We start from the raw sequence: 20,985 nt of genomic DNA, 5'->3' as shown, positions 1-20,985 counted from the left end.
AGCCTTGCAAGCCCTAGAGCCCGCGCACGACCTCCAGCAGTTTGAGTGCTGAGTCGCGCCAGGAGTAGCGGCGTACATCCGACAGGCCGTCAATGATGACGCGCTCGCGAACGGCGGGGTCCTCCAGGGAGCGGATAGCCTTCACCCAGTCGGCGGCGTGTGCCTCCGGGGCACCGTCAACCGGCGCGAACACGGTGTGTGGCGCAATCTCACGGAAAATCGGGATGTCACTAATCACCGCGGGACAGCCGGCAGCCTGCGCCTCAACCACGGGCAGGCCGTAACCTTCCTCGCGGGAGGCAGTCACCAGCGCGTGCGCCTGGCGGAGTAACTGCTGGTACTCCTCATCGCTCACGCCATTGTGCACCTCCACGTTCTCACCGATGAGGCGTTCGTCGGTGAGCTGCACCAGACGCTGCGGCGGCATCTTTGACAGCAGGTGCAGGCGGTAATCCGGTAGCGAGCGCATCGCCAACAGTAGAGTTTCTACGTTCTTGTACGGCATGAACGAACCCATGTACACCAGGTGCTTGACGGGCTGCTCTTCACGGGTGATGACACGTTCCAGCGCGGTCTGGCGGGAGACCACGCTGCCGGGCTGCGGGGCGTTGGGCACCACGAATAGCGGCTTAGTGGTCAGCTCGTGCTCACGAATCAGCGCGGCGGTCGACTCAGAAACCGTCACGACCGCGTCGCCGTGGTTGAGCAGGAAGCGCTGCGGGGTGTAGGTCTTGTGGAAGAGTCTCCAGCCCACGCGCACCGGTGCGGGCAGGAACCCGGGCGGGGTCGGGTGCGAGTAGTAGATCAAATCGTGCAGGGTGAGGATCAGCTTGAATTTGCGTCCGGCGGAGCCGATGGTCTGCATGGGGGAGAACACCACGTCCGGGGCGTACTTGTTCAACTGTAGTGAGGCGGTCGGTTCGAGCGGGCCGGTGGGCGAGCAGATTTTCACGTGCGGCAAATCCGGTAGCATCTCCAGCTGACGCTCGTCGCTAATAATCATGGTCAGGTCGAGGTCGGCGGCGGCTTCGTCACCGGTGTCGATGAGGGTTTTGAGCGCGCCCAACAGGGAGGCGGTGTAGCGGCTGATGCCGTCGTGGAAGCCGATACGGGTGTATCGGGCGTCAACCATGAGTTTCATGATGGTTCCTTCTGTTCGTTCCCTTAGCGTTCGGCGGCGAAATCGGCGATGAGTTCCGCGGCGCGGCGAGGAGTTTCGTAGTGGATGAGGTGCCCGACTTCGGGAATCATGTCCAGGCGCTCGCGGGCGCCGGACGAAGAGGCGGGCAGGTCGCGGGAGGTCAGCGTCGCGTACATGGCGCGAGCTGTTTCGGGGGTACCCAGGTCGTCGTCTTCGGCGACAAGCATCTGAACCGGTACCCGGATTGCGGCGGCGTATTCGGCTGCGGTGTGCGTAATGGACGCTTCGTAGGCGCTGAGCACTCCGCGGCGGGAACCGAAGGAACCGAAGTAGGCGGCGTGCTGGCCGTTGATGAAGCGGCGCATTGCCTTGTCTTTGGTGCGCATCATAACTTCACTGGAGGCGCGGGTAATCAGCTGCGAGCGCAGTAGCGGGTAGCCGATTTTTTCGGGTAGTGCCGCGCCGGCACGGTAGTAGAGGGAGGCGAGGCGGGAGGCGACGCGCTGGCTGCCTTCGAGGGCGGGTTCGCTAATCGGGTTGATGAGCGAGAGTAGCGCGAGCGAGTTCGGGTGTGCGGCGGCGAAGGCGCTGGTGACGATGGAGCCGAAGGAGTGGCCGACCACGTGCAGCGGCAGGGGCTGTGCATCCTTGCGGGCGGGGTTAGTGTGCTCCACAAAGTCGTTTAGCCACGCCACGTACGCGTTGATGTTGTCTTCGCCCTGTGTGTCTGCGCTCTGGCTGTTTTTGTTCGGGGTGCTTTCGGTCAGATCTGCGGAGCGGCCAAAGCCGGGCAGATCGGGGCTGATGATGCTGACGTTCGGGATGAGCTTCAGCAGGTAGTTCGCGATGATTTCCAGGCCGTGGTGATCGCCGCGGAAGCCGTGTACGAGCAGCACAGGGTAGGAACCTCCGGGGAAGGTGCCGTCGTTCATGCCCTTGCCGTACTGCCAGTAGCGGGTCATGACCGCCTGAGCGCCGTCACCGATGAGGGTGTCGTGGCGGGTGCCTGGAATGAGCGGGCCGGGCACGCCCTCAAGAACTGAGGCGTTGGGTGAGTCCGAGGTAACGGTGGAGGTCATGGGTACCTTTCGCGGGTTGGGTACTGGGATGGCAAAGTCCCGTTCTTAATTCTAGGGGAGAAGCCTGAAAGGGCTCTGAAACCCGCCTGCCGCATCGGTGATTGCGCGGGTTCTCGGGCGGGCGGTGCCGTCCATTTGGTAGTTGAGACAGTCTCAACTCTGGCTCGGTCCGGGTTTCGCGTTACACTTGGAGGGTTAAGTTTTTATCAATCTGTCTTTATTTAAGGAATCGCTGTGTCTGCTCAGGTAGAGACCGAACGCAACGAAAATGCGTACGACTTCCGCGCTATGGAAGCCAAGTGGCGCCCCTACTGGGACGAAACGAAGGTTTTCCAGCCCACCGGTGACGCCCCTAAGGGCCGCAAGTATGTGCTGGATATGTTCCCGTACCCCTCCGGTGACCTTCACATGGGTCACGCGGAGGCATTCGCTATTGGTGACATGAACGCCCGCTACTTCAAGCAGTGCGGCTACGATGTTCTGCACCCGATTGGTTGGGACTCCTTCGGCCTACCCGCTGAGAACGCAGCCATTAAGAACGACACTCACCCCAAGGAGTGGACGTACAAGAACATTGAGACTCAGGCTGAGTCCTTTAAGCGTTACGCTATTGCCGCTGACTGGAGCCGCCGCCTGCACACCTCGGACCCCGAGTACTACAAGTGGACTCAGTGGCTGTTCGAGCAGTTCTACAAGAAGGGCCTGGCGTACCGCAAGGACTCCATGGTCAACTGGTGCCCCAAGGACCAGACCGTGCTCGCTAACGAGCAGGTTGTGAACGGTGCGTGTGAGCGTTGCGGTACTACCGTGACGAAGAAGTCGCTGAACCAGTGGTACTTCAAGATTACTGATTACGCACAGCAGTTGCTGGACGATATGGAGCAGCTGGAGGGCAAGTGGCCTGACCGCGTGTTGCTCATGCAGCGCAACTGGATTGGCCGCTCCGAGGGCGCTGAGGTGCGCTTCGAGATTGAGGCGACCGAGGACCAGCCCGCTGAATCCTTCACCGTGTTCACTACCCGCCCGGACACCCTGTATGGCGCAACCTTCATCGTAGTTGCTGCGGATGCGGCGTTCGCCGAGCAGGTTGTGGCACCCGAGCAGAAGGCTGCCTTGGAGCAGTACCGCGAAGACATTAAGGCACTGAGCGATATTGATCGCCAGTCCTCTGACCGCGAGAAGACCGGCGTGTTCACCGGCCGCTACGCGATTAACCCTCTGACCGGCGCAAAGCTGCCCGTCTGGGCTTCTGACTACGTGCTCGCTGACTACGGTACCGGCGCGATTATGGCTGTGCCCGCGCACGACCAGCGCGACCTTGAGTTCGCCCTGAAGTTCGACCTGCCCATCGTGAAGGTTCTGGACGTTGAGGGTGCTGAGGACCCGGCTACCAGCGGTGTTGCCGCAGCTGGTGACGGCGTGCTCATCAACTCTGGTGAGCTGACCGGCCTGCCGAAGGGTGAGGCGATCGCTAAGGCTATTGAGCTGGTTGAGACTGCCGGCACCGGCGAGGGTAAGGTCATTTACCGTCTGCGTGACTGGCTGCTATCCCGCCAGCGTTTCTGGGGTACCCCCATCCCCGTAATCCACTGTGAGGATTGTGGCGAGGTTCTGGTTCCTGAGGATCAGCTGCCGGTGCTGCTGCCCGATAACCTGCGCGGTGAGCAGCTGGCTCCTAAGGGCCAGTCCCCTCTTGCTGCTGCCGATGACTGGGCGATTGTGCCTTGCCCCGAGTGTGGCAAGAAAGCTCGCCGTGACTCAGACACCATGGACACCTTCGTGGATTCCTCCTGGTACTTCCTACGTTACGTTTCCCCGAACTTTGATGAGGGCCCCTTCGACCCGCAGGCTATGAGCGAGTGGGGTGCCGTCGACATGTACGTTGGCGGTGTAGAGCACGCTATTCTGCACCTGCTGTACGCACGCTTCTTCACCAAGGTTGTTCGCGACCTGGGGCTGATCAAGCACGATGAGCCGTTTAAGGCGCTCATGAACCAGGGTCAGGTGCTTAACGGCGGTAAGGCTATGTCCAAGTCGCTGGGTAACGGCGTTAACCTGGGTGAGCAGCTCGACAAGTTCGGTGTGGACGCTATCCGCACCACCATGATTTTCGCGTCCCCGCCCGAGGATGACGTGGACTGGGCGGATGTTTCCCCGGCTGGTTCGCAGAAGTTCCTGGCCCGCGCATGGCGTGTGGCTCAGGACGTCACCAGCGAACCCGGTGTTGACGCAACCACCGGTGACCTGGAGCTGCAGAAGCTGATTGCTCGCACCGTGCACGAGGTTCAGGGCCTGCTGGAGAACGGTAAGTTCAACGTGGTTGTTGCAAAGACCATGGAGCTTGTGAACGCAACCCGTAAGGCTATTGACTCCGGGGCCGGTGCGGCTGACCCGGCGGTCCGTAAGGCTGCTGAGACCATCGCTATTCTGCTGTCTCTGTACGCACCCTACACCTCTGAAGACATGTGGCACGTGCTCGGCTACGACACCCCGGTTCTGACCGCGGGCTTCCCCGAGGTTGACCCGGCTCTGCTGGTGGATGACACCGTCACCGCTATTGTGCAGATTAAGGGCAAGGTCAAGGCTCGCCTGGAGGTTGCGAAGGATATTTCTGAGCAGGAGCTTCAGGAGCGGGCTCTGGCGGATGCTACTGTTCAGCGTTCGATTGGTGACGCCGAGATCCGCAAGGTGATTGTGCGTGCGCCTAAGCTTGTGAACATCGTAATCTAAGCTTCTTAGATAAAGTACAAGCCCCGCTGTGGCTTCAGTTCGTTCTATGGAATGAACCCGGAGGCGTGGCGGGGCTTGCGCCGTTAACGCGGCCTTTAGTGCGTTGCACTTGGACGTTCTGCTCTACCGGGGCTATGGTGGTAGAAGTCTGCAATGAGACGCCAGACACAATAGTTGTGTCGTGAATATAACCAGCAGGGAAGAGAGACCAATGAGCCAGAAGGATACTCAGCAGGAACATGCTGAGCGGGCAAATCCTGTACACGAGCAGGATAACGCCCCCCGCATTGCCGTGGTAACCGATAGCGCCGCCTCCCTCGACCCGAAGCTCGTGCAGCGCCTGAGCGCTCGCGGTAATTTTGTGCTGGTTCCGATGCCGGTGACTATTCGTACGCCCGGTGAGCCGGATCGTCAACTGCAGGATTTGACTGCCGCCGAGGTGGACGAGGCGATTATGCTTGCGCACGTGATGGGTCAGACGGTGAGCACCTCCGGGCCCGCGCCGGGCATGTTTGCTGATGTGTATGATGATTTGGCGTCGCGAGGTTTTACGCATGTGGTGTCTGTGCATCTGTCCGGTGAACTCTCGGGTACGGTGGAGGCGGCACGCACCGGTGCCCGCCTGAGCCGCCTGGGTTCCGAGGGTGTTAGCGTGGTGGATACCCGCACGGTCGCAGGCGCCTACGGTCATGCGGTGGTGCGCGCCCTAGAGGTGCTGAACTCTGCATCTGCCGGCTCGAGTGTTGAGTGTCCGAGCCCTGGCTATTCGACCCCTAACTATCCGAACCCCGACTATCCGACTGCGGCGCAGCTGGTGGACTATATTCAGTCCATCTGCGAGCAGTCCACGCTCTACTTCTATATCCCGACCCTGGATGCTCTGCGCCGCGGCGGCCGTGTCTCCCCGGCATTGGCGATGGTGGGTCAGATGCTCCAAATCAAACCCATTGGCACGATTACCGAGGCCAAGCTGACGTATGTGGAGCGCCCTCGTACTGCGGCGCGCGCCCTGGAGCGTCTGGTGGAGGTTACCGTGCAGACCTGCCGTGATCAACGGCATGCGGCGGCGCTCACCTCTGCGGCTGCACCTGAGATGAATCCTTCTCCCGCCTGTTTTTCTCTCAAAGCAACCCCGCGCGGTGAGGTGGTTGCGGTGCATCATGTGGGTAATGCGGCGCAGGCGGTACAGCTGTACGAGCAGGTTCAGCAGATGCTGGGGGAGAGCTCCCTCGTTCATGATACTGCTGACTCTTCGGCGCCGGAGTTTTTGGTGAGCGCACTACCGCCGGTGCTGTCGGCTCATTCCGGTTTGGGTGCTGTGGCGCTGGTCGTTTATTAGGATTGTGTGCTAGCCGCCTTTCGGTGTGTCCATGCTGGCCCCGTGTTGTGTGTCTACGGGTGTGCTCGTGCGGTGTGCTCGTGCGGTGTTCTTGTGCGGTGTTTTCGTATGATGCGCCGAGGGTGACACGAAATGCGACACGAAATATGCTCAATTTGTACATCGGGAGCGTATTTAGCCCTTTTTAAGGCTGTGGTGTGTCTTACTTTGGGGTCGTCTGTTTTTGGGTGATAATTTGCACCGTGTGCGAGCGTATCGGGTGTCATTGGAACCCATTCGCAGGTGAAAGGGTATTTTTTACCCTCAGATTTTGCCTTGATATGGTGCGGTTTTTAGCAAATGTGTGTTTCGCGTGTGTTTATGTTGCCGTGACCGTATCGCAACATTTTCTAAGGGTGAACACAACGCAAAACAACAGAAAACAACGGGTTTTTACCGGTTTTCATGGTGTAACTCACAAAAATTTATTGATAGAACACACCAAAACACACACAAACTAGGGTAGGATTGTTACCAACAACGGCGGAACGAACCGGGCAACATAGAGCACGGACGAATCCGACTAAACCAGAGTCTACAAGGCATCGGATTTGTACACCGCCATCAACGCACTGACAAGGAGATACTCCAGTGACCGTACGCGTAGCAATCAACGGCTTCGGCCGCATCGGCCGAACTTTCTTCCGCGCAGCTCAGACCGAGGGCGTCGGCTTCGAGATCGTCGCAATCAACGACCTCACCGATGTTAAGACCCTGGCACACCTGCTCAAGTACGACTCCATCATGGGTCGCTTCAACGCAGAGGTTGAGGTCAAGGAAGGCGCACTGGTTGTTGACGGCAAGGAAATCAAGATCCTCGCTGAGCGTGACCCCCAGAACCTCCCCTGGAAGGACCTGGGTGTTGACGTAGTCCTCGAGTCCACCGGTTTCTTCACCGACGGCACCAAGGCAAAGGCACACATCGAGGCTGGAGCTAAGAAGGTTATCCTCTCCGCTCCCGGTAAGAACATCGACGGCACCTTCGTCATGGGCGTGAACGACGACCAGTACGATGCAGCTAACCACCACATCGTCTCCAACGCATCCTGCACCACCAACTGCCTCGCTCCGATGGCTAAGGTTCTGAATGATGCATTCGGCATCAAGCAGGGTCTGATGACCACCATCCACGCATACACCGCTGACCAGCGTTTGCAGGACGCTCCCCACAGCGACCTGCGCCGTGCACGCGCAGCAGCCGTGAACATGGTCCCCACCTCCACCGGTGCAGCAGCAGCTGTTGGCCTGGTTCTGCCCGAGCTGAAGGGTAAGCTGGACGGCTTCGCAGTCCGCGTTCCCACCATCACCGGCTCCATCACCGACCTGACCTTCACCGCTTCCCGTGAGGTCACCGTTGAGGAAGTCAACGCAGCAATCAAGGCAGCAGCTGAGGGCCCCATGAAGGGCATCATCAAGTACAACGAGGACCCCATCGTCTCCAAGGACATCGAGGGTGAGTCCATCTCCACCGTCTTCGACGCACCGCTGACCAAGGTCATCGGCGACCAGGTGAAGGTTATCGCTTGGTACGACAACGAGTACGGCTACGTTTCGCGCCTCGTGATGTTCACCAACAAGGTTGTGGCATCCCTCTAAGCCCCAATAGGCTTACGACGCTCACCGAGTCTAAGCGTCACCCCGCGTGACTAACGCATAGTGAACCCCGGCACCACCGCATTAAGCGGGGGAGTCGGGGTTTGCTGTACCAAGGCTCTTTGGCAAAGGTCTTGAATAAAACCCTCAATAACGTATAAACATGCTATTTTCTGTCACCCTTTTTGGGTCAAAAATACCGTAAGAAAATAGGTTTTAGAGAGTGTCAATATCCGCGATATTCTGCGGAAAAATACCATATAAAAGCTATTTTTTAGGCTGTTAAACACCCTAGTATTCGGTATGATGGAAACGGTATATAAACCCACCTATCCAGGAGGAATTCCTATGGCTAAGGCACTGTCCGAACTGCTCGAAGAAGGCGTCGCAGGCCGCCACGTTCTGGTCCGTTCCGACCTGAACGTACCCCTGAAGGACGGCGTTGTCACCGATGATGGCCGTGTCCGCGCATCCCTGCCCGTCATTGAGAAGCTTGCCAAGGCTGGCGCACGCGTTATCGTGACCGCACACCTGGGCCGTCCCAAGGGCAAGGTCGACCCCCAGTACTCCATCGCACCGGCAGCTGCACGTCTGGCTGAGCTGGCATCCGTGCCCGTGAAGGTTGCAACCGACCTGGTAGGCGAGGACGCAAAGGCTAAGGCAGCAGCCCTGGCTGACGGCGAAGTTCTGGTCGTTGAGAACGTCCGCTACGACGCTCGCGAAACCTCCAAGGATGACGCAGAGCGCGGCGAATTCGCTGACGAACTGGTCGCGCTGACCGGCGAGAACGGCGCATACGTGAACGACGCATTCGGCGCAGTTCACCGCAAGCACGCTTCCGTCTACGACGTTGCTAAGCGTCTGCCCGCATACCTGGGTGACCTGGTGAAGAAGGAAGTTGATGTTCTGGCTAAGACCCTGAACGACCCCGAGCGTCCCTTCGTTGTGGTCATGGGTGGCGCTAAGGTTTCTGATAAGCTCGCCGTGATTGACAACCTGATCGGCAAGGCTGACACCATCCTCATTGGTGGCGGCATGGGCTACACCTTCGCATACGCAAAGGGCTACGAGGTCGGCCAGTCGTTGCTGGAGAAGGACCAGGTCGAGAACGTTCTGCGTTACCTGAAGGAAGCTCCCGAGAAGGGCACCGAGATTATTACCGCACTGGACGTTGTTTGGGCTGACGCATTCTCCGCTGACGCTAACACCGAGGTCCGTCCCGTTGAGGACCTGACCGGCGGCAAGCTCGGTGCAGAGGCTGAGGGTCTGGACATTGGTCCCAAGACCGCTGAGATTTTCGCTGAGAAGATTAAGGGGGCAAAGACCATCTTCTGGAACGGCCCCGTTGGCGTGTTCGAGATTGCTCCCTTCGCTGAGGGTACCCGCGCTGTAGCAAAGGCAATCGTCGAGTCTGACGCATTCTCCATCATTGGTGGTGGCGACTCCGCATCTGCAGTCCGTAACCTGGGCTTCAAGGATGAGCAGTTCGGCCACATCTCCACCGGTGGTGGTGCTTCCCTCGAGTACATTGAGGGTAAGACCCTGCCCGGCCTGGAGGCACTGGGCGCCTAATCTGGATGCACAGATTTAGTACACGGTTTTAGTGTAAGGAACCCCCGCCGGGCGGTACTTCGGTACCGTTCCCGCGGGGGTTTCTAGATGTCTGCCCCCGCAGAGCCCAAGCGTATGGGCCTCTACTCGCTCATCTGTCTCCCCACCGGTGGATTCACTGCTTACTTCATCACAAACGCTCCCTACCGCTGGATGTACTACGCCTATTGGGAATCTTCCTCGGTAGCAACGGCTACTCTCATCATTTCGTTTATTGTTTTGCTGTGCGTCTGCTTCACCTACTGTGCTCTTGCGGCGCTCATCGTTGAGAAGATTGCTACCCGAAAACTGCCCTGGAGCCGTTCCTTCGCCATAAGACTTCTTGTGATTGTTCTGACGATTGCCTTCTTCTGCATTGAGGCGTATCTCTTCCGCGGCGGCCTCCGAGGCGGCTACTAGCACACCGTAGACAAACACCACCGGCAGAATATCGGCAGGGTATATTCCCCTAAGCTCCACCCTGCCGGTACTTCGTACCCGGGTTCAACACAATCAGTGAACGTAGGGTGAGGATGCTCATCAGAGAGCATAAAAAGCGCCAAAAACCGTGAAAATATGCCCTCAAACCTCTAAAATAGAAAAGGAAAATCCCGAACAACAACCCCGTACGGTATACCGCGCGGGAGAGCTAAGGAGCGAACTATGTCGCGTAAGCCCCTCATCGCAGGCAACTGGAAGATGAACCTCAACCACGCAGAGGCAGTCACCCTCGTCCAGAAGCTCGCATGGACCCTCGACGACGCAAACTTCAACTTCTCCGCAACCGAAGTAGCCGTCTTCCCGCCCTTCACCGACATCCGCTCCGTGCAGACCCTCGTCGAAGGCGACAAGCTGGACATCCTCTACGGCGGTCAGGACCTCTCCGTCCACGACTCCGGCGCATACACCGGCGAAATCTCCGGCGCATTCCTCTCCAAGCTCGGCGCAACCTTCGTACTCGTCGGCCACTCCGAGCGCCGCACCTACCACCACGAAAGCGACGAGCTCTGCGCAGCAAAGGTCCAGACAGCATACAAGCACGGCCTGACCCCCGTTCTCTGCGTCGGTGAGCCCCTTGAAATCCGCGAAGCAGGCACCCACGTCGAGTACACCCTCGAGCAGCTGCGCGGCTCCATCGCAGGTCTGACCGCAGAGCAGGCAGAAACCCTCGTCATCGCATACGAGCCCGTCTGGGCAATTGGCACCGGCAAGGTTGCAACCGCAGACGACGCACAGGAAATGTCCGCAGCAATCCGCGCAGAAATCGCCAAGCTCTACTCCGCAGACGTTGCAGAGAAGGTACGCGTTCTCTACGGCGGCTCCGTCAAGTCCTCCTCCGCACCCTCCATCATGGGCAAGGAAGACGTGGACGGCGTACTCGTCGGCGGCGCATCCCTGCAGGCTGACGAATTCGCAGCAATCGCACGCTTCGACGCATAAAACTTCGACGCAGCATAGCGTCTCATAGCGTTACAGCGCCCGGCGGGTACCCACCCGACCGGGCGCTGAACCATTTACCCGCCACCGAGTTAGCGGCGGGGGGGCAAAGGGCGGGCGTAGGAGGCTGGTGTATGACTCAGGCGTAAGAGCCGGGCGCGTTCGCCCCTAACCACAAAACCCACCCAGAATACGCCAACCCTGCGGTTTGCCCCGTACACTTAACGGCATGTTCAGCTTTGGTTTTTCCCTGGTCGTCGCAGCCCTCGTCGGCATGATCCTCTACAGCTATCTGCGCAACCGCAAAGTGAGCGCCCCGCGCCTACCCGGCAATGTCGGCGGCAACATCGGCTACGCAGGCGGTGCAGAGTACCAGGACCCCTCGCCCGAATACCGGTACTTCGAGAGCCGTCGCGACCAATTCCTTGACCAGCTCTACAGTCGCACCTCCTCACCGGAAATCCCCGTGACCCTCACCCTGCGCGACTGGGTAGACCAGGGCTTCTACGCTGAAGGAGGCGCCTACTGGGCAGCCGCACAGCAGTTCACCTACTACCTCATCGACAGCGGATACGTGCGCGCCTACGACACTGAAGGCGACGAACTCACTGCCCAGCGTGTGCTCACCGACCGCCCCGCAGCCCTGCAGCTGACCCCCAGCGAATACCAGCGCCGTAGCAACCGCGACGCGTAAAAAGCCGCTTAACGTGACCGAATGGCGGCCGTAGCGTATAGTTAAACCCGTCTGTCTGCGCCCGCGCAGTCCAGGCACCCCACCAGAAGACAACGAAGGAAGGTACCCATGGTCGTCATCATGAACGTACTCATGGTCATCATCGCCATCACCAGCGTGATCGCGGTGATGCTTGTGCTGCTCAACCGCGGTCAGGGCGGCGGCCTCTCCGACATGTTCGGCGGCGGTATGACCAACTCCCTGAACTCCTCCGGTATGGCGTCCAAGAACCTGATCCGCCTGACCGTCACCGTGATCGTCATCTGGGTTATCGCAGTGGTCCTGTACGGCCTGGCAATGCGCTTCAACGGCCAGATCGTCGTCTAGTCGCCCTCGTCAGAGCCCACGCCCACCCCATCGAGGGTGAGCCAATAGAGCTTTTCCCCGGCACTTCTCAACCGAGAATGCCGGGGATTTTTTATGCACCAAACGGCAATCATGAAAGCGGTAGCGGGGCGCGAGTCTTTACGGCATCATAGGACGTATACACCACATACGAAAGGCAAAGAAGCCATGAGCGCCTACACCCTCGATTACACGTACATCGCCCCGTCAGCCCTCATCGACGGCGCCGACTCCCGCGCGCTCAGCCTCGCCACCAGCGGCGGCAGTACCCTCGAAGGTGCCGCCTCTCACCCGTACTTCTTCTCCGGGTTCCTCGAACGAGCAGACGTCTACGCCACCGCACTACTGGTCGTCGCCAGGGTCGCCCGCACCCGCTTCTACGTGCCGCCCAGCTCCCTCACCGGAGCCCTACGCGCCGCAGACCCGGTCGTCACCAGCACCGCCGAAGGCCTGCGCTTCGAATCCTTCAGCGCCTGCTGCGGAGTGTACGTGCGCCTTGACGTTGACTCCAGCGCACTTGACGCCAGTCACAGCGCCGTAGGCGTCACCAACGTAGACGTCAACCCGCCCCTGCGCGCCGTGCTCGCGCTACTGGGCAAGTCCTAGCCCGAAAAACCGACCTGCCGGTGAGGCTACTTGCCCCTTAGCTAAAGCCTCACCGGCGGGTAAAAACCCCAGGGCATGCTTCGGTGACGAAAAGGCTTGACCACCGTCGCGGGGCGGGAGTACTCTATAGGTAATGGCGGATCATGAAGAGTCCTACTTTCTGAAATATCTTTTCTTATATTTATCGGATTCTTCGCTTCCCGCCATTTTTCTTTTAACCCCGTTCCCACGCGGCCAAAAGGTGAGCAGCCAACAGATCAGCAAGCGACCGATACACAAACACCGGATAAGCGCCGCCCAAACTCCGCGATACGTAACGGTCCGTTGCACCCCGCGAAGATGTACACCGCAGGTCCCGATGACCAAACCCAGCGACAACTCGTGCCCACGCCGCTACGATAAGAACATAGATACACCACCGACGGTGACAGTCGGGTGAGACCAACGGAAAGGACGACCCGTGACCAATCCCTATGACGCATCCCCCTACCTGCAAGAATCACCCTACCTTAACGAATCTGCATACCTTCACGGCGAAGCACCCGAGGGCCTCAGCCCCCTCGTGCGCCTCATCCTGATGCGCCGCTACGGCGTGTACGTCTTCACCGACCTGTATGGCCCCTACTACCGCTCGAACTACTCGAGCATTAACGAGCTACACCACTCCGGCGCATTCGACACCGACCTGGGGCGAGTATCCCTCCTGAGCAATTGCGGTCTGACCCTCAGCAACGAGTCCCTCGCCCAGGCGCTAAACGCCAGCACCAACGAATTTGCCCTGTTCGCGACCATCTGGTCCTACGAATACGGGTACCGCCCCGGCCGCGTATTCCGCCGCGACTTTGATCTGCGCGCCCTGACGCTCACCGACGAGCAGCGCTACACCGAGCAGATCATGCACTACCTCTCCAACCCGTACTACAACCCGGACGGCACCGAGCGCATCCTTGGTGGTCTGCCCGAGAACTACGTGCCTTACGAGTGGCAGCAGCCGATGAGTCGCTCCAACTTCACCAGTATGGAACGCAACCGCCGACCCCTGCAGATGGTCAGCGGCGTGCAAAATGCCCTGATCATGGCGGATGCCCTTTACCAGCAGCTGCTCGGTCAGCAGCAGGCGTACAACCAGACCGACCAGCGCGACCTTGTGGCGTTGCGCCGTTTCCTCGCCCAGCATGACGCGCTGCCGGCTACCCGACCGGAGAACACCAGCCGCGAAAACCGCGTGTTCATCGCCGCCTGCCTGCATCCCGAAGATGCCGAGCATTTGCGCACCATGAAGGAGGCGCTCGCCCTCGCCGCCGCATACTCGCGTCTGCGTTTCAACGGCACGGTGGGGGATTTGAGCCTGAGCACCGCGCCGCGCCTGAAGCTGCGCCGTAGCGAACGCACCCGCATCGCCCACCTGCTCAACCGCATTATTGATGCCGACCCGGTCGGCGCTCGCTACGACAGCGCACCCAACGCCGAAATGTACAAGCGCCTCGTCAAGGCGGTTCACCCCGGCGACTACCCGTCGCTGGCCGCGCTGAGCCACTGGGCTGACGACCTGTACCGCGGTGAGGTGCACAGCTTCGAGTCGCTGGTAGACCGCGCCTACGCAACTCGGGATGCGCAGAACGTGGCACGTCTGCTCTCCACCCGCCCCGGTGTGTTTGCACGCCAGCTGGTGCGCGCCCTGGACGCTTTTGAAACACCCCGCTACGGCATTGATACCGCGCCGAGCCCCGGCCAGCAGGTCATCTTTGACGCGTTTGCCGCTGTGGCGCCGCGCGTATCTGCGCCTATCCTGGTGCAGATCCGCAACCTGGTGACCCTGCAACGTAACGCGCTCGCAAACCCGCCGAAGGAGCGCCCCGTCAACCCGGTGGCGGGGCAGGAGGACCGGGAGCTTGCTGACTACTCGCGCCGCAACTCAGAGGGCATCGCGATGGTTCAGAACCTCATGCAGAATGCGGGTATCCCGAACCCATTGGGCTCGTTCTTTGGCGCTCATTCCGGCCCGGAGAACCCGCTGCTTTCCATTCCGGTCGGCTCCGAACCTGCCGCAAGCCAGCGCGGAGAGCGCCGTGAGGCTTCTGACCAGAAGGCTAAGCCTGCCGCCCCGCAGCGCATGAACCTGTCCAAGACCGGTATCGCTACCATGATTCCGGCGCGCGAGTACAGCCCGGTGGTGCTGGACCTGCTGGAGCGCCTGGTCGAAATTGGCCTGTCCGGTCGCCTTGCCGAGACCAGCATCTACCTGCCTGACGAGGTGGGCGATACGATCATGCCGCTGAACACCCGCAGCGCTCGCCCCTCCCTGGACGGTATGGGCCGCTACAACACCTCGACGGTGCACCTGCCGTCTACCGGCGTGATTCGCCTCTTCTGCTTCTGGAATGAGGGTGTGGACATTGATCTATCGCTGATGATGTTTGATGCTGAAGGCAACTACATGGACAAGATCAGCTACTGGTCGCAGACCGTGAAGAACAGCCAGGACGCCATTTACGCGCACCACTCTGGTGACATTACAGACGGTACTGGTGGCGCATGGGAGTACATCGATATTGAGGCTCGTAAGGCGCTCAAGGCGGAGGTGCGCTACCTCGTGCCGGTGGTGCAGCTATACTCAGGCTTCGGGGAGGTACGCACTCTAGACGCGGTGAACGACCTGCAGGCAGGCTTCATGGTGGTTCCCGCCGTGGGTGTGGGTGAGGTGCACGAGGTGAGTCAGGTGCACACCAAGTTCACTCTGCGCGCTGAGAGCCGCGGCGTGCTGCCGTTCATTGTAGATCTGCAGAACTGCGACCCGTACGATATCCCGGGGGAGACCGACGCTATCGTGAAGGTGACGGATATCGGTCTGGCCCATGGCATTAACGTGCTGCAGTCAGGCGCAAATATCACCGCCGTGCGTGAGCACTTTGACTGGGCGCAGCCCATGACGGTGCGCGAGTATCTGCAACTTACCGGCGCGAAGCTCGCACCGACCGCTGAGGAGGCGCAGAAGGTGCTGGAGGCGACGGTTCCGTCACTGGCGGCACTGTACGTGAGCTTCGAAAACGAAGCGGAGCAGCCCCATGAACAGCAGCCGCAGAATCCTGCCGCTACTGAAAAGTAGGCGGGCGTAGCGAAAAGTGGAGCCCCGGATAGGTGTCTATCCGGGGCTCCACTTTTCTATGTTTGGTGCAGTTCAGAACCGAACCAGAACTAATTCAGAACCAGAACCTTACGGGCGGTTCTCAGGAGCCAACGACTCCTCGGTCGCAAAAATCAGGGTCTGCTTCTTACCGCGCGCACCCATCGCCGGGGTTTCCAGCAGTAGCTGCGCGTTCAGATCCTCAGCGTCCAGCTTCGCGCCAGCCAGAAGGCGGCTGGTCGCATCCTGCTTATCCTCACCGGTGATGAGGAAGAACACGTGACGCGAATTATTGATAATCGGCAGGGTCACCGACACACGCTCAGCCGGCGGCTTCGGCGAATCAGAAACCATCACGGTCACAGCCTTACCGCCCTCAACCGGATCCTCCGGCAGACCGGTACCCAGCAGAACCTGCTTACGGCCCGGGAACAGGGAAGCAATATGACCATCCGGGCCCATGCCCAGCAGGGTGATGTCAAAGACCGGTGCGGGCCACTGGCCACCACCGCAGCCTCCGCCGCCGCATCCGCAACCACCTGCGGGCTCAGAAGCCTCAGCGGCAGCGTCGAAGTCTTCCAAGGTGGTCTCTTCGATGGACTGCTCGGGTGCGGAAGAACCACAACCGCCGCCACCACAACCACAGCTGCCAGAGCCGCCGTGCTCGTGACCTGCACCGCCACCGTGACCGCCAGCCAGCGGCAGTTCGGTTGCGCCCTCAGGCATCTGCACGCTCATAGCCGGTGCGGAACCGGCGTAGTCGCGCATCTCAAAGGCGTAGTGCTCGGCGGCAGCCTCAAGGCCGGTGAAAATATCGGACGGACCCATGCGGTGCACATTGTCTACGACCAGGCCGTGCGAAAGCAGGGGAGCGAGCAGCACCTCAATAGCCTGACCGTCATTACGTTCGGGGCTGCGCTCGGGCACGTAACGCTCGTCGGAGAACCAGAAGTGCACGCGGGACCAGTCGATATTCTTCACACGCTCGTTCTCAGCCCACGCCTTCAAGGTAGCGATACCCATCGTGCCGCCGGTCAGCGAAATGTGGGCGATGGTGCGCTCAGAGAGCACGTGCTCAATGATGTCGAGGATCCGGGTCACCGCGTCTGCTGCGAGAGCCTCGCGGGTCGGGTGCGTCACCAGGGTAGGGGTGGATGCGCCCATGTTCTGAATCTTAGGCATCGAAAACCTCCGGGTATTCTTCGAGATCCAGCATGTCTTCAGGCTGGCAGGTATCGTCCACGAGGGTTACGGTGCGCAGCGCCTGCTTCAGCACGTCACTGTAGGTGTCGTCCGGGTCGAGGCGGCGCAGCTCCTCAGAGATGCACTCGGCGAGGGTACGCACCGGCAACGCAATCTGCTGATCGGGTGCGTACGGGGTGGAAATAGTCGCCACGGAAATACCGGGGCGGAACATTGTCACGGAACCGTCTTCACGCTCAATGCTGACGCGGTACAGGCCGCGGTTTGCCGCACCGATGGTCGCGAGGTGTACGGGCGCTTCAAGCTTCCAACCGAGCCAAGTACCGAGCAGAACCACGGAGGGGGACTTGTCCGAACCCCACACAACCACGCGGTGTACGGGGGAGGAAGGCATCTGCTCCAGGAGCGCAGCCAGCTGGGTACGCCACAGGGTGAGGCGGGTCCACGCCAGGTCGGTATCCCCGGCGCGGTACACCTCGGCGAGGTGCTTGAGAGCTTCCTTCGGATCCTCAGCGCGCGCAGAGTCGGTGATACGACGCTGAGCGATACGACCGATGGAGTGCTGTGCTGGGTTCTCCGGAACTGAGTGCGGCCACCAGACCACAATCGGGGAGTCAGGCAGTAGCAGACCGGAAATCAGTGCTTCAGTCGGGCGGGATGCGCTACCCCAACCGCGCAGAACAATCATCTCGGATGCGCCAGTGTCGCCGCCAAGGTGGATTTCTGCATCCAACTGGTCGGGGTCGAGCGGGTCGTGGGAGATGTGTACGATAATGCGGCTCGGGTGTTCGTGGGAGGCACGAATTGCGGCGCGCATTGCTTCGCGGGAATGGCCCTTTTCCGCGAGGACAACGAGGGTGAGTACTCGTCCGCTGCTGAGGCTACCGTTGTTGGCGCGCAACTGGCTCAGTTCCTTGTTGATGGCAGAAACGGTGGTGTTGTGCAGGTGCGAGATCACGGGCGCCTCCAAGCGCGGTTGTCGCGTTCGAGCATTTCGTGCGCTGAACGCGGACCCCACGAACCGGACTCGTAGGGTTCAGGCTTAATGCGGTTTTCTTCCCAATACTCTTCGAAGGGGTCGAGAATCTTCCAGGAGAGTTCAACTTCTTCGTGGCGGGGGAACAGCGGTGGTTCGCCGAGTAGAACGTCCAGGATGAGGCGTTCGTAGGCTTCGGGGGACTCTTCGGTGAAGGAGTGGCCGTAGCCGAAGTCCATGTTGACGTCGCGGATTTCCATCTGGGTGCCAGGGACCTTCGCAGCGAAGCGGATGGTCATACCCTCATCGGGCTGCACACGAATAACGACGGCGTTCTGGCCTGCCTGCAGGTTTTCGCTTTCGCCGAAGAGACGGTCGGAGGACTTCTTGAAGACCACCGCGATTTCGGTGACGCGGCGGCCCAGGCGCTTACCGGCGCGCAGGTAGAAGGGGGTGCCTTCCCAACGGCGGTTTGCGATGGAGACCTTCAGCGCCGCAAAAGTTTCGGTGCGGGAGTCTGCAGGGATGTCATTTTCATCGAAGAAGCCGTTGACGTGTTCTCCGCCCTGGTAGCCTGCAGCATACTGGCCGAGCGCGAAGGAGTTCGGCAGATCGTCAATGCGGAGTGCTTCGAGGACCTTAGCTTTTTCGGCGCGCAGGTGCTTGGCATCGAGGCTGAGGGGCTCTTCCATAGCGGTGAGGGCGAGCAGCTGCAACAGATGGTTCTGGATGACGTCGCGGGCTGCACCCACGCCGTCGTAGTAGCCTGCGCGGGAGCCGATGCCGATGTCTTCGGCCATGGTGATCTGGACGTGGTCAACGTAGTTAGAGTTCCAGAGCGGTTCAAACATCTGGTTGGAGAAACGCATTGCCAGGATGTTCTGCACGGTTTCCTTGCCGAGGTAGTGGTCGATGCGGAACACTGCGTCGGGCGGGAAGACTGCCTCCACGATGGAGTTCAGTTCGCGTGCGCTTTCAAGGTTGTGACCGAAGGGCTTTTCGATGACCACGCGGCGCCAACCGTCGACGGGGTTGATGGTGTCGTTATCGCCGGATGCGAGGTCGTGTTCAGCGAGCTTGGTGAGAACCTGCTCGAATGCCTTTGGGGGAATCGACAGGTAGAATGCGTGGTTGCCGTGGGCACCACGCTCATCGAGTTCTGCGAGGGTGCTCTTGAGCTGTTCATAGGCTGCGTCGTCGTCGAAGGCACCTTCAACGAATCGCATGCCCTGCTGGAACTGGTTCCACACATCCTCACGGAAGGGGGTGCGGGCGTTTGCCTCAACAGATTCACGCACGTAGGCGCGGAAGTCGTCATCGCTCCAGGGACGGCGGCCGAAGCCGACGAGGCCGAAGCTCGGGGGGAGCAAACCGCGGTTCATTAGATCGTATACTGCCGGAAGCAGCTTCTTGCGGGCCAGGTCACCGGTTACGCCAAAGAAAACGAGCGCGGACGGCCCCGCAATGCGGGTAATGCGGCGGTCGCGAGTATCCCTGAGGGGGTTCGCTTCATGACCGTTAGTCACAATATATTCCTTTGATTGCCTTGGTTGGTTCGTGCGGCGCGCGGTTCGTACCTTATTCGCACGGAGGGGATGCCGCATTCTGGAAGGTGTGTACCCTGTATTGTACCGGTTTTGACGGGACGATATGAGGAGCACCTAACCCGCCTAAATTCTCTGGGACGCTTCGGGCGGTGAAGCCCGGTGAGAATCTCTGCAAGAATCCGGGTGGGTTGGGTGCTTACCAACATATACGTGAGGTGGTGCGTATCCGTAGCGGTAGGTAGCGCGCTACAGTTGAGCAGCTGTTGAATGTCAGCAGCTAATGGGTACGGTTACTTGGCCTGCTCAAGCGCCTTACGGACGGTCTGCAGCAGTTCTTCCCAGGAAACGTCGAACTTGGACAGGCCCTCAACCTCGAGCTTCTCTACGACCTCGGTGTAGGAGACACCTGCGGCACCAATAGCGTCCAGAACCTTGTTGGATTCGGAGTAATTCGGCACGATGGTGTTGCCGGTGATTTCACCGTGGTCAGCAACAGCGTTCAGGGTTGCCTCGGGCATGGTGTTCACGGTATTGGGTGCGACCAGGCCAGTGACGTACAGGGTGTCCGGCAGCGAAGGGTCCTTCACACCGGTGGATGCCCACAGCGGGCGCTGTACGTTCGCGCCGTGTGCCTGCAGGCGTGCCCAACGCTGGGAGGAGAACATTTCCTCGAACACCTCGTAGGCGAGGCGTGCATTTGCCAGACCTGCCTTGCCCTTGAGCTGCGCAGCGTCGCCGCCGGCAGCTTCGAGGCGCGCATCAATTTCGGTGTCTACGCGGGAGACAAAGAAGGATGCGACCGAGTGGATGGTGGACAGGTCCTTACCGTTTTCCAGCGCCTGCTCCAGGCCGAGCATGTAGGCGTTGATGACCTCTCGGTAGCGGGTCAGGGAGAAAATCAGGGTCACGTTCACGCTGATGCCAGCAGCCAGGGTCTCAGCGATGGGACGCAGGCCTTCCTGGGTTGCAGGAATCTTGATCATGACGTTTTCGCGGCCCACACGCTCGTAGAGTTCATGTGCCATTTTGACGGTGCCTTCGGCGTCGCGTGCCAGGCGGGGGTCAACCTCGATGGAGACGCGACCGTCAAAACCGTTGGATGCCTTATAGACGGGTGCGAATACGTCGCAGGCTACGCGTACGTCGTCGCAGGTTGCGGCGAAGACTGCCTCTTCAACGCTTGCGCCGACTGCGGCAAGCTCACGCATCTGTTCAGCGTATGCGGCACCCTTGGCGAGCGCACCAGCGAAGATGGTGGGGTTGGTGGTCACACCGACGACATTGTGGGTCTCGATGAGTTCGGCGAGGTTGCCGCTGGTAAGACGCTCACGGGAGAGGTCGTCAAGCCAGATGGAGACGCCAGCGTCGGAAAGCTTCTGAGTGGACTCAGACATGTGAAAACCTTCGATTCTTTGTCAGAAATAACAATTGGATAACGGTAAAAAACTGCCGGGGTTGGGTAGGCTCCGGCTCAGTAATATGAGCCGGAGCCTACCCGTCGTT

Annotated in this window: 16 protein-coding genes; 10 read left to right on the top strand and 6 right to left on the bottom strand. The window is 60.0% G+C overall.

Annotated elements, in window-relative coordinates:
* Positions 1-13: 13 nt before the first annotated feature.
* Positions 14-1,141 carry a glycosyltransferase family 4 protein gene (locus ACUXHH_RS04840; protein WP_279788563.1) on the bottom strand — a complete coding sequence of 376 codons (1,128 nt, stop codon included), beginning with the start codon at positions 1,139-1,141 and terminating at the stop codon, positions 14-16.
* A 23-nt stretch (positions 1,142-1,164) separates the two neighbouring features.
* Positions 1,165-2,220: an alpha/beta fold hydrolase gene (locus tag ACUXHH_RS04835; protein ID WP_458390929.1), complete on the bottom strand. Its 1,056-nt coding sequence runs from the start codon at positions 2,218-2,220 to the stop codon at positions 1,165-1,167.
* A gap of 288 nt (positions 2,221-2,508) precedes the next feature.
* Between ACUXHH_RS04835 and leuS the strand changes: the two genes are divergently transcribed.
* From leuS to ACUXHH_RS04785, 10 genes are all read left to right on the top strand, one after another.
* Complete coding sequence (gene leuS, locus ACUXHH_RS04830; RefSeq protein WP_458391030.1) at positions 2,509-4,950, top strand: leucine--tRNA ligase; 2,442 nt, start codon at positions 2,509-2,511, stop codon at positions 4,948-4,950.
* Positions 4,951-5,161: 211 nt separating this feature from the next.
* Positions 5,162-6,289, top strand: coding sequence for a DegV family protein (locus tag ACUXHH_RS04825; RefSeq protein ID WP_458390928.1), 1,128 nt, complete (start codon positions 5,162-5,164; stop codon positions 6,287-6,289).
* A gap of 630 nt (positions 6,290-6,919) precedes the next feature.
* On the top strand, positions 6,920-7,924 hold the full coding sequence (gene gap / locus ACUXHH_RS04820) for a type I glyceraldehyde-3-phosphate dehydrogenase (RefSeq protein WP_279740731.1): 1,005 nt from the start codon (positions 6,920-6,922) through the stop codon (positions 7,922-7,924).
* 345 nt (positions 7,925-8,269) lie between these two features.
* The gene (locus tag ACUXHH_RS04815; protein WP_458390927.1) at positions 8,270-9,493 is read left to right on the top strand and encodes a phosphoglycerate kinase; all 1,224 of its coding nucleotides are present in this window, start codon (positions 8,270-8,272) and stop codon (positions 9,491-9,493) included.
* Positions 9,494-9,580: 87 nt separating this feature from the next.
* Complete coding sequence (locus ACUXHH_RS04810) at positions 9,581-9,931, top strand: hypothetical protein (protein ID WP_458390926.1); 351 nt, start codon at positions 9,581-9,583, stop codon at positions 9,929-9,931.
* A gap of 243 nt (positions 9,932-10,174) precedes the next feature.
* Entirely contained in the window at positions 10,175-10,951 is a 777-nt protein-coding gene (gene tpiA, locus ACUXHH_RS04805) for a triose-phosphate isomerase (protein ID WP_458390925.1), read from the top strand.
* Between the two features lie 205 nt (positions 10,952-11,156).
* Positions 11,157-11,642: a hypothetical protein gene (locus ACUXHH_RS04800; protein WP_458390924.1), complete on the top strand. Its 486-nt coding sequence runs from the start codon at positions 11,157-11,159 to the stop codon at positions 11,640-11,642.
* 108 nt (positions 11,643-11,750) lie between these two features.
* On the top strand, positions 11,751-12,008 hold the full coding sequence (gene secG / locus ACUXHH_RS04795) for a preprotein translocase subunit SecG (RefSeq protein ID WP_279740740.1): 258 nt from the start codon (positions 11,751-11,753) through the stop codon (positions 12,006-12,008).
* A 186-nt stretch (positions 12,009-12,194) separates the two neighbouring features.
* Positions 12,195-12,632: a hypothetical protein gene (locus ACUXHH_RS04790; protein WP_314078706.1), complete on the top strand. Its 438-nt coding sequence runs from the start codon at positions 12,195-12,197 to the stop codon at positions 12,630-12,632.
* Positions 12,633-13,092: 460 nt separating this feature from the next.
* Complete coding sequence (locus ACUXHH_RS04785) at positions 13,093-15,738, top strand: hypothetical protein (RefSeq protein ID WP_458390923.1); 2,646 nt, start codon at positions 13,093-13,095, stop codon at positions 15,736-15,738.
* Between the two features lie 108 nt (positions 15,739-15,846).
* On the opposite strand, the gene ACUXHH_RS04780 is transcribed toward ACUXHH_RS04785, so the two are convergent.
* The 4 genes from ACUXHH_RS04780 to tal form a co-directional block, all read right to left on the bottom strand.
* The gene (locus ACUXHH_RS04780) at positions 15,847-16,938 is read right to left on the bottom strand and encodes a 6-phosphogluconolactonase (RefSeq protein WP_279754897.1); all 1,092 of its coding nucleotides are present in this window, start codon (positions 16,936-16,938) and stop codon (positions 15,847-15,849) included.
* Positions 16,931-17,917 (bottom strand): glucose-6-phosphate dehydrogenase assembly protein OpcA, encoded by a 987-nt coding sequence (locus tag ACUXHH_RS04775; RefSeq protein ID WP_279739799.1) that lies wholly within the window; start codon positions 17,915-17,917, stop codon positions 16,931-16,933. Before ACUXHH_RS04775 ends, ACUXHH_RS04780 begins: the two co-directional genes overlap by 8 nt.
* A complete protein-coding gene (zwf, locus tag ACUXHH_RS04770; protein WP_279754898.1) occupies positions 17,914-19,461 on the bottom strand; it encodes a glucose-6-phosphate dehydrogenase in 1,548 nt (515 codons plus the stop codon). Before zwf ends, ACUXHH_RS04775 begins: the two co-directional genes overlap by 4 nt.
* Positions 19,462-19,772: 311 nt before the next feature.
* The gene (tal, locus tag ACUXHH_RS04765; RefSeq protein WP_458390922.1) at positions 19,773-20,876 is read right to left on the bottom strand and encodes a transaldolase; all 1,104 of its coding nucleotides are present in this window, start codon (positions 20,874-20,876) and stop codon (positions 19,773-19,775) included.
* Positions 20,877-20,985: the final 109 nt, after the last annotated feature.

It is taken from the genome of Rothia sp. 110740021-2 (assembly GCF_054263775.1).
This window is presented reverse-complemented; position numbering and strand designations above follow the sequence as displayed.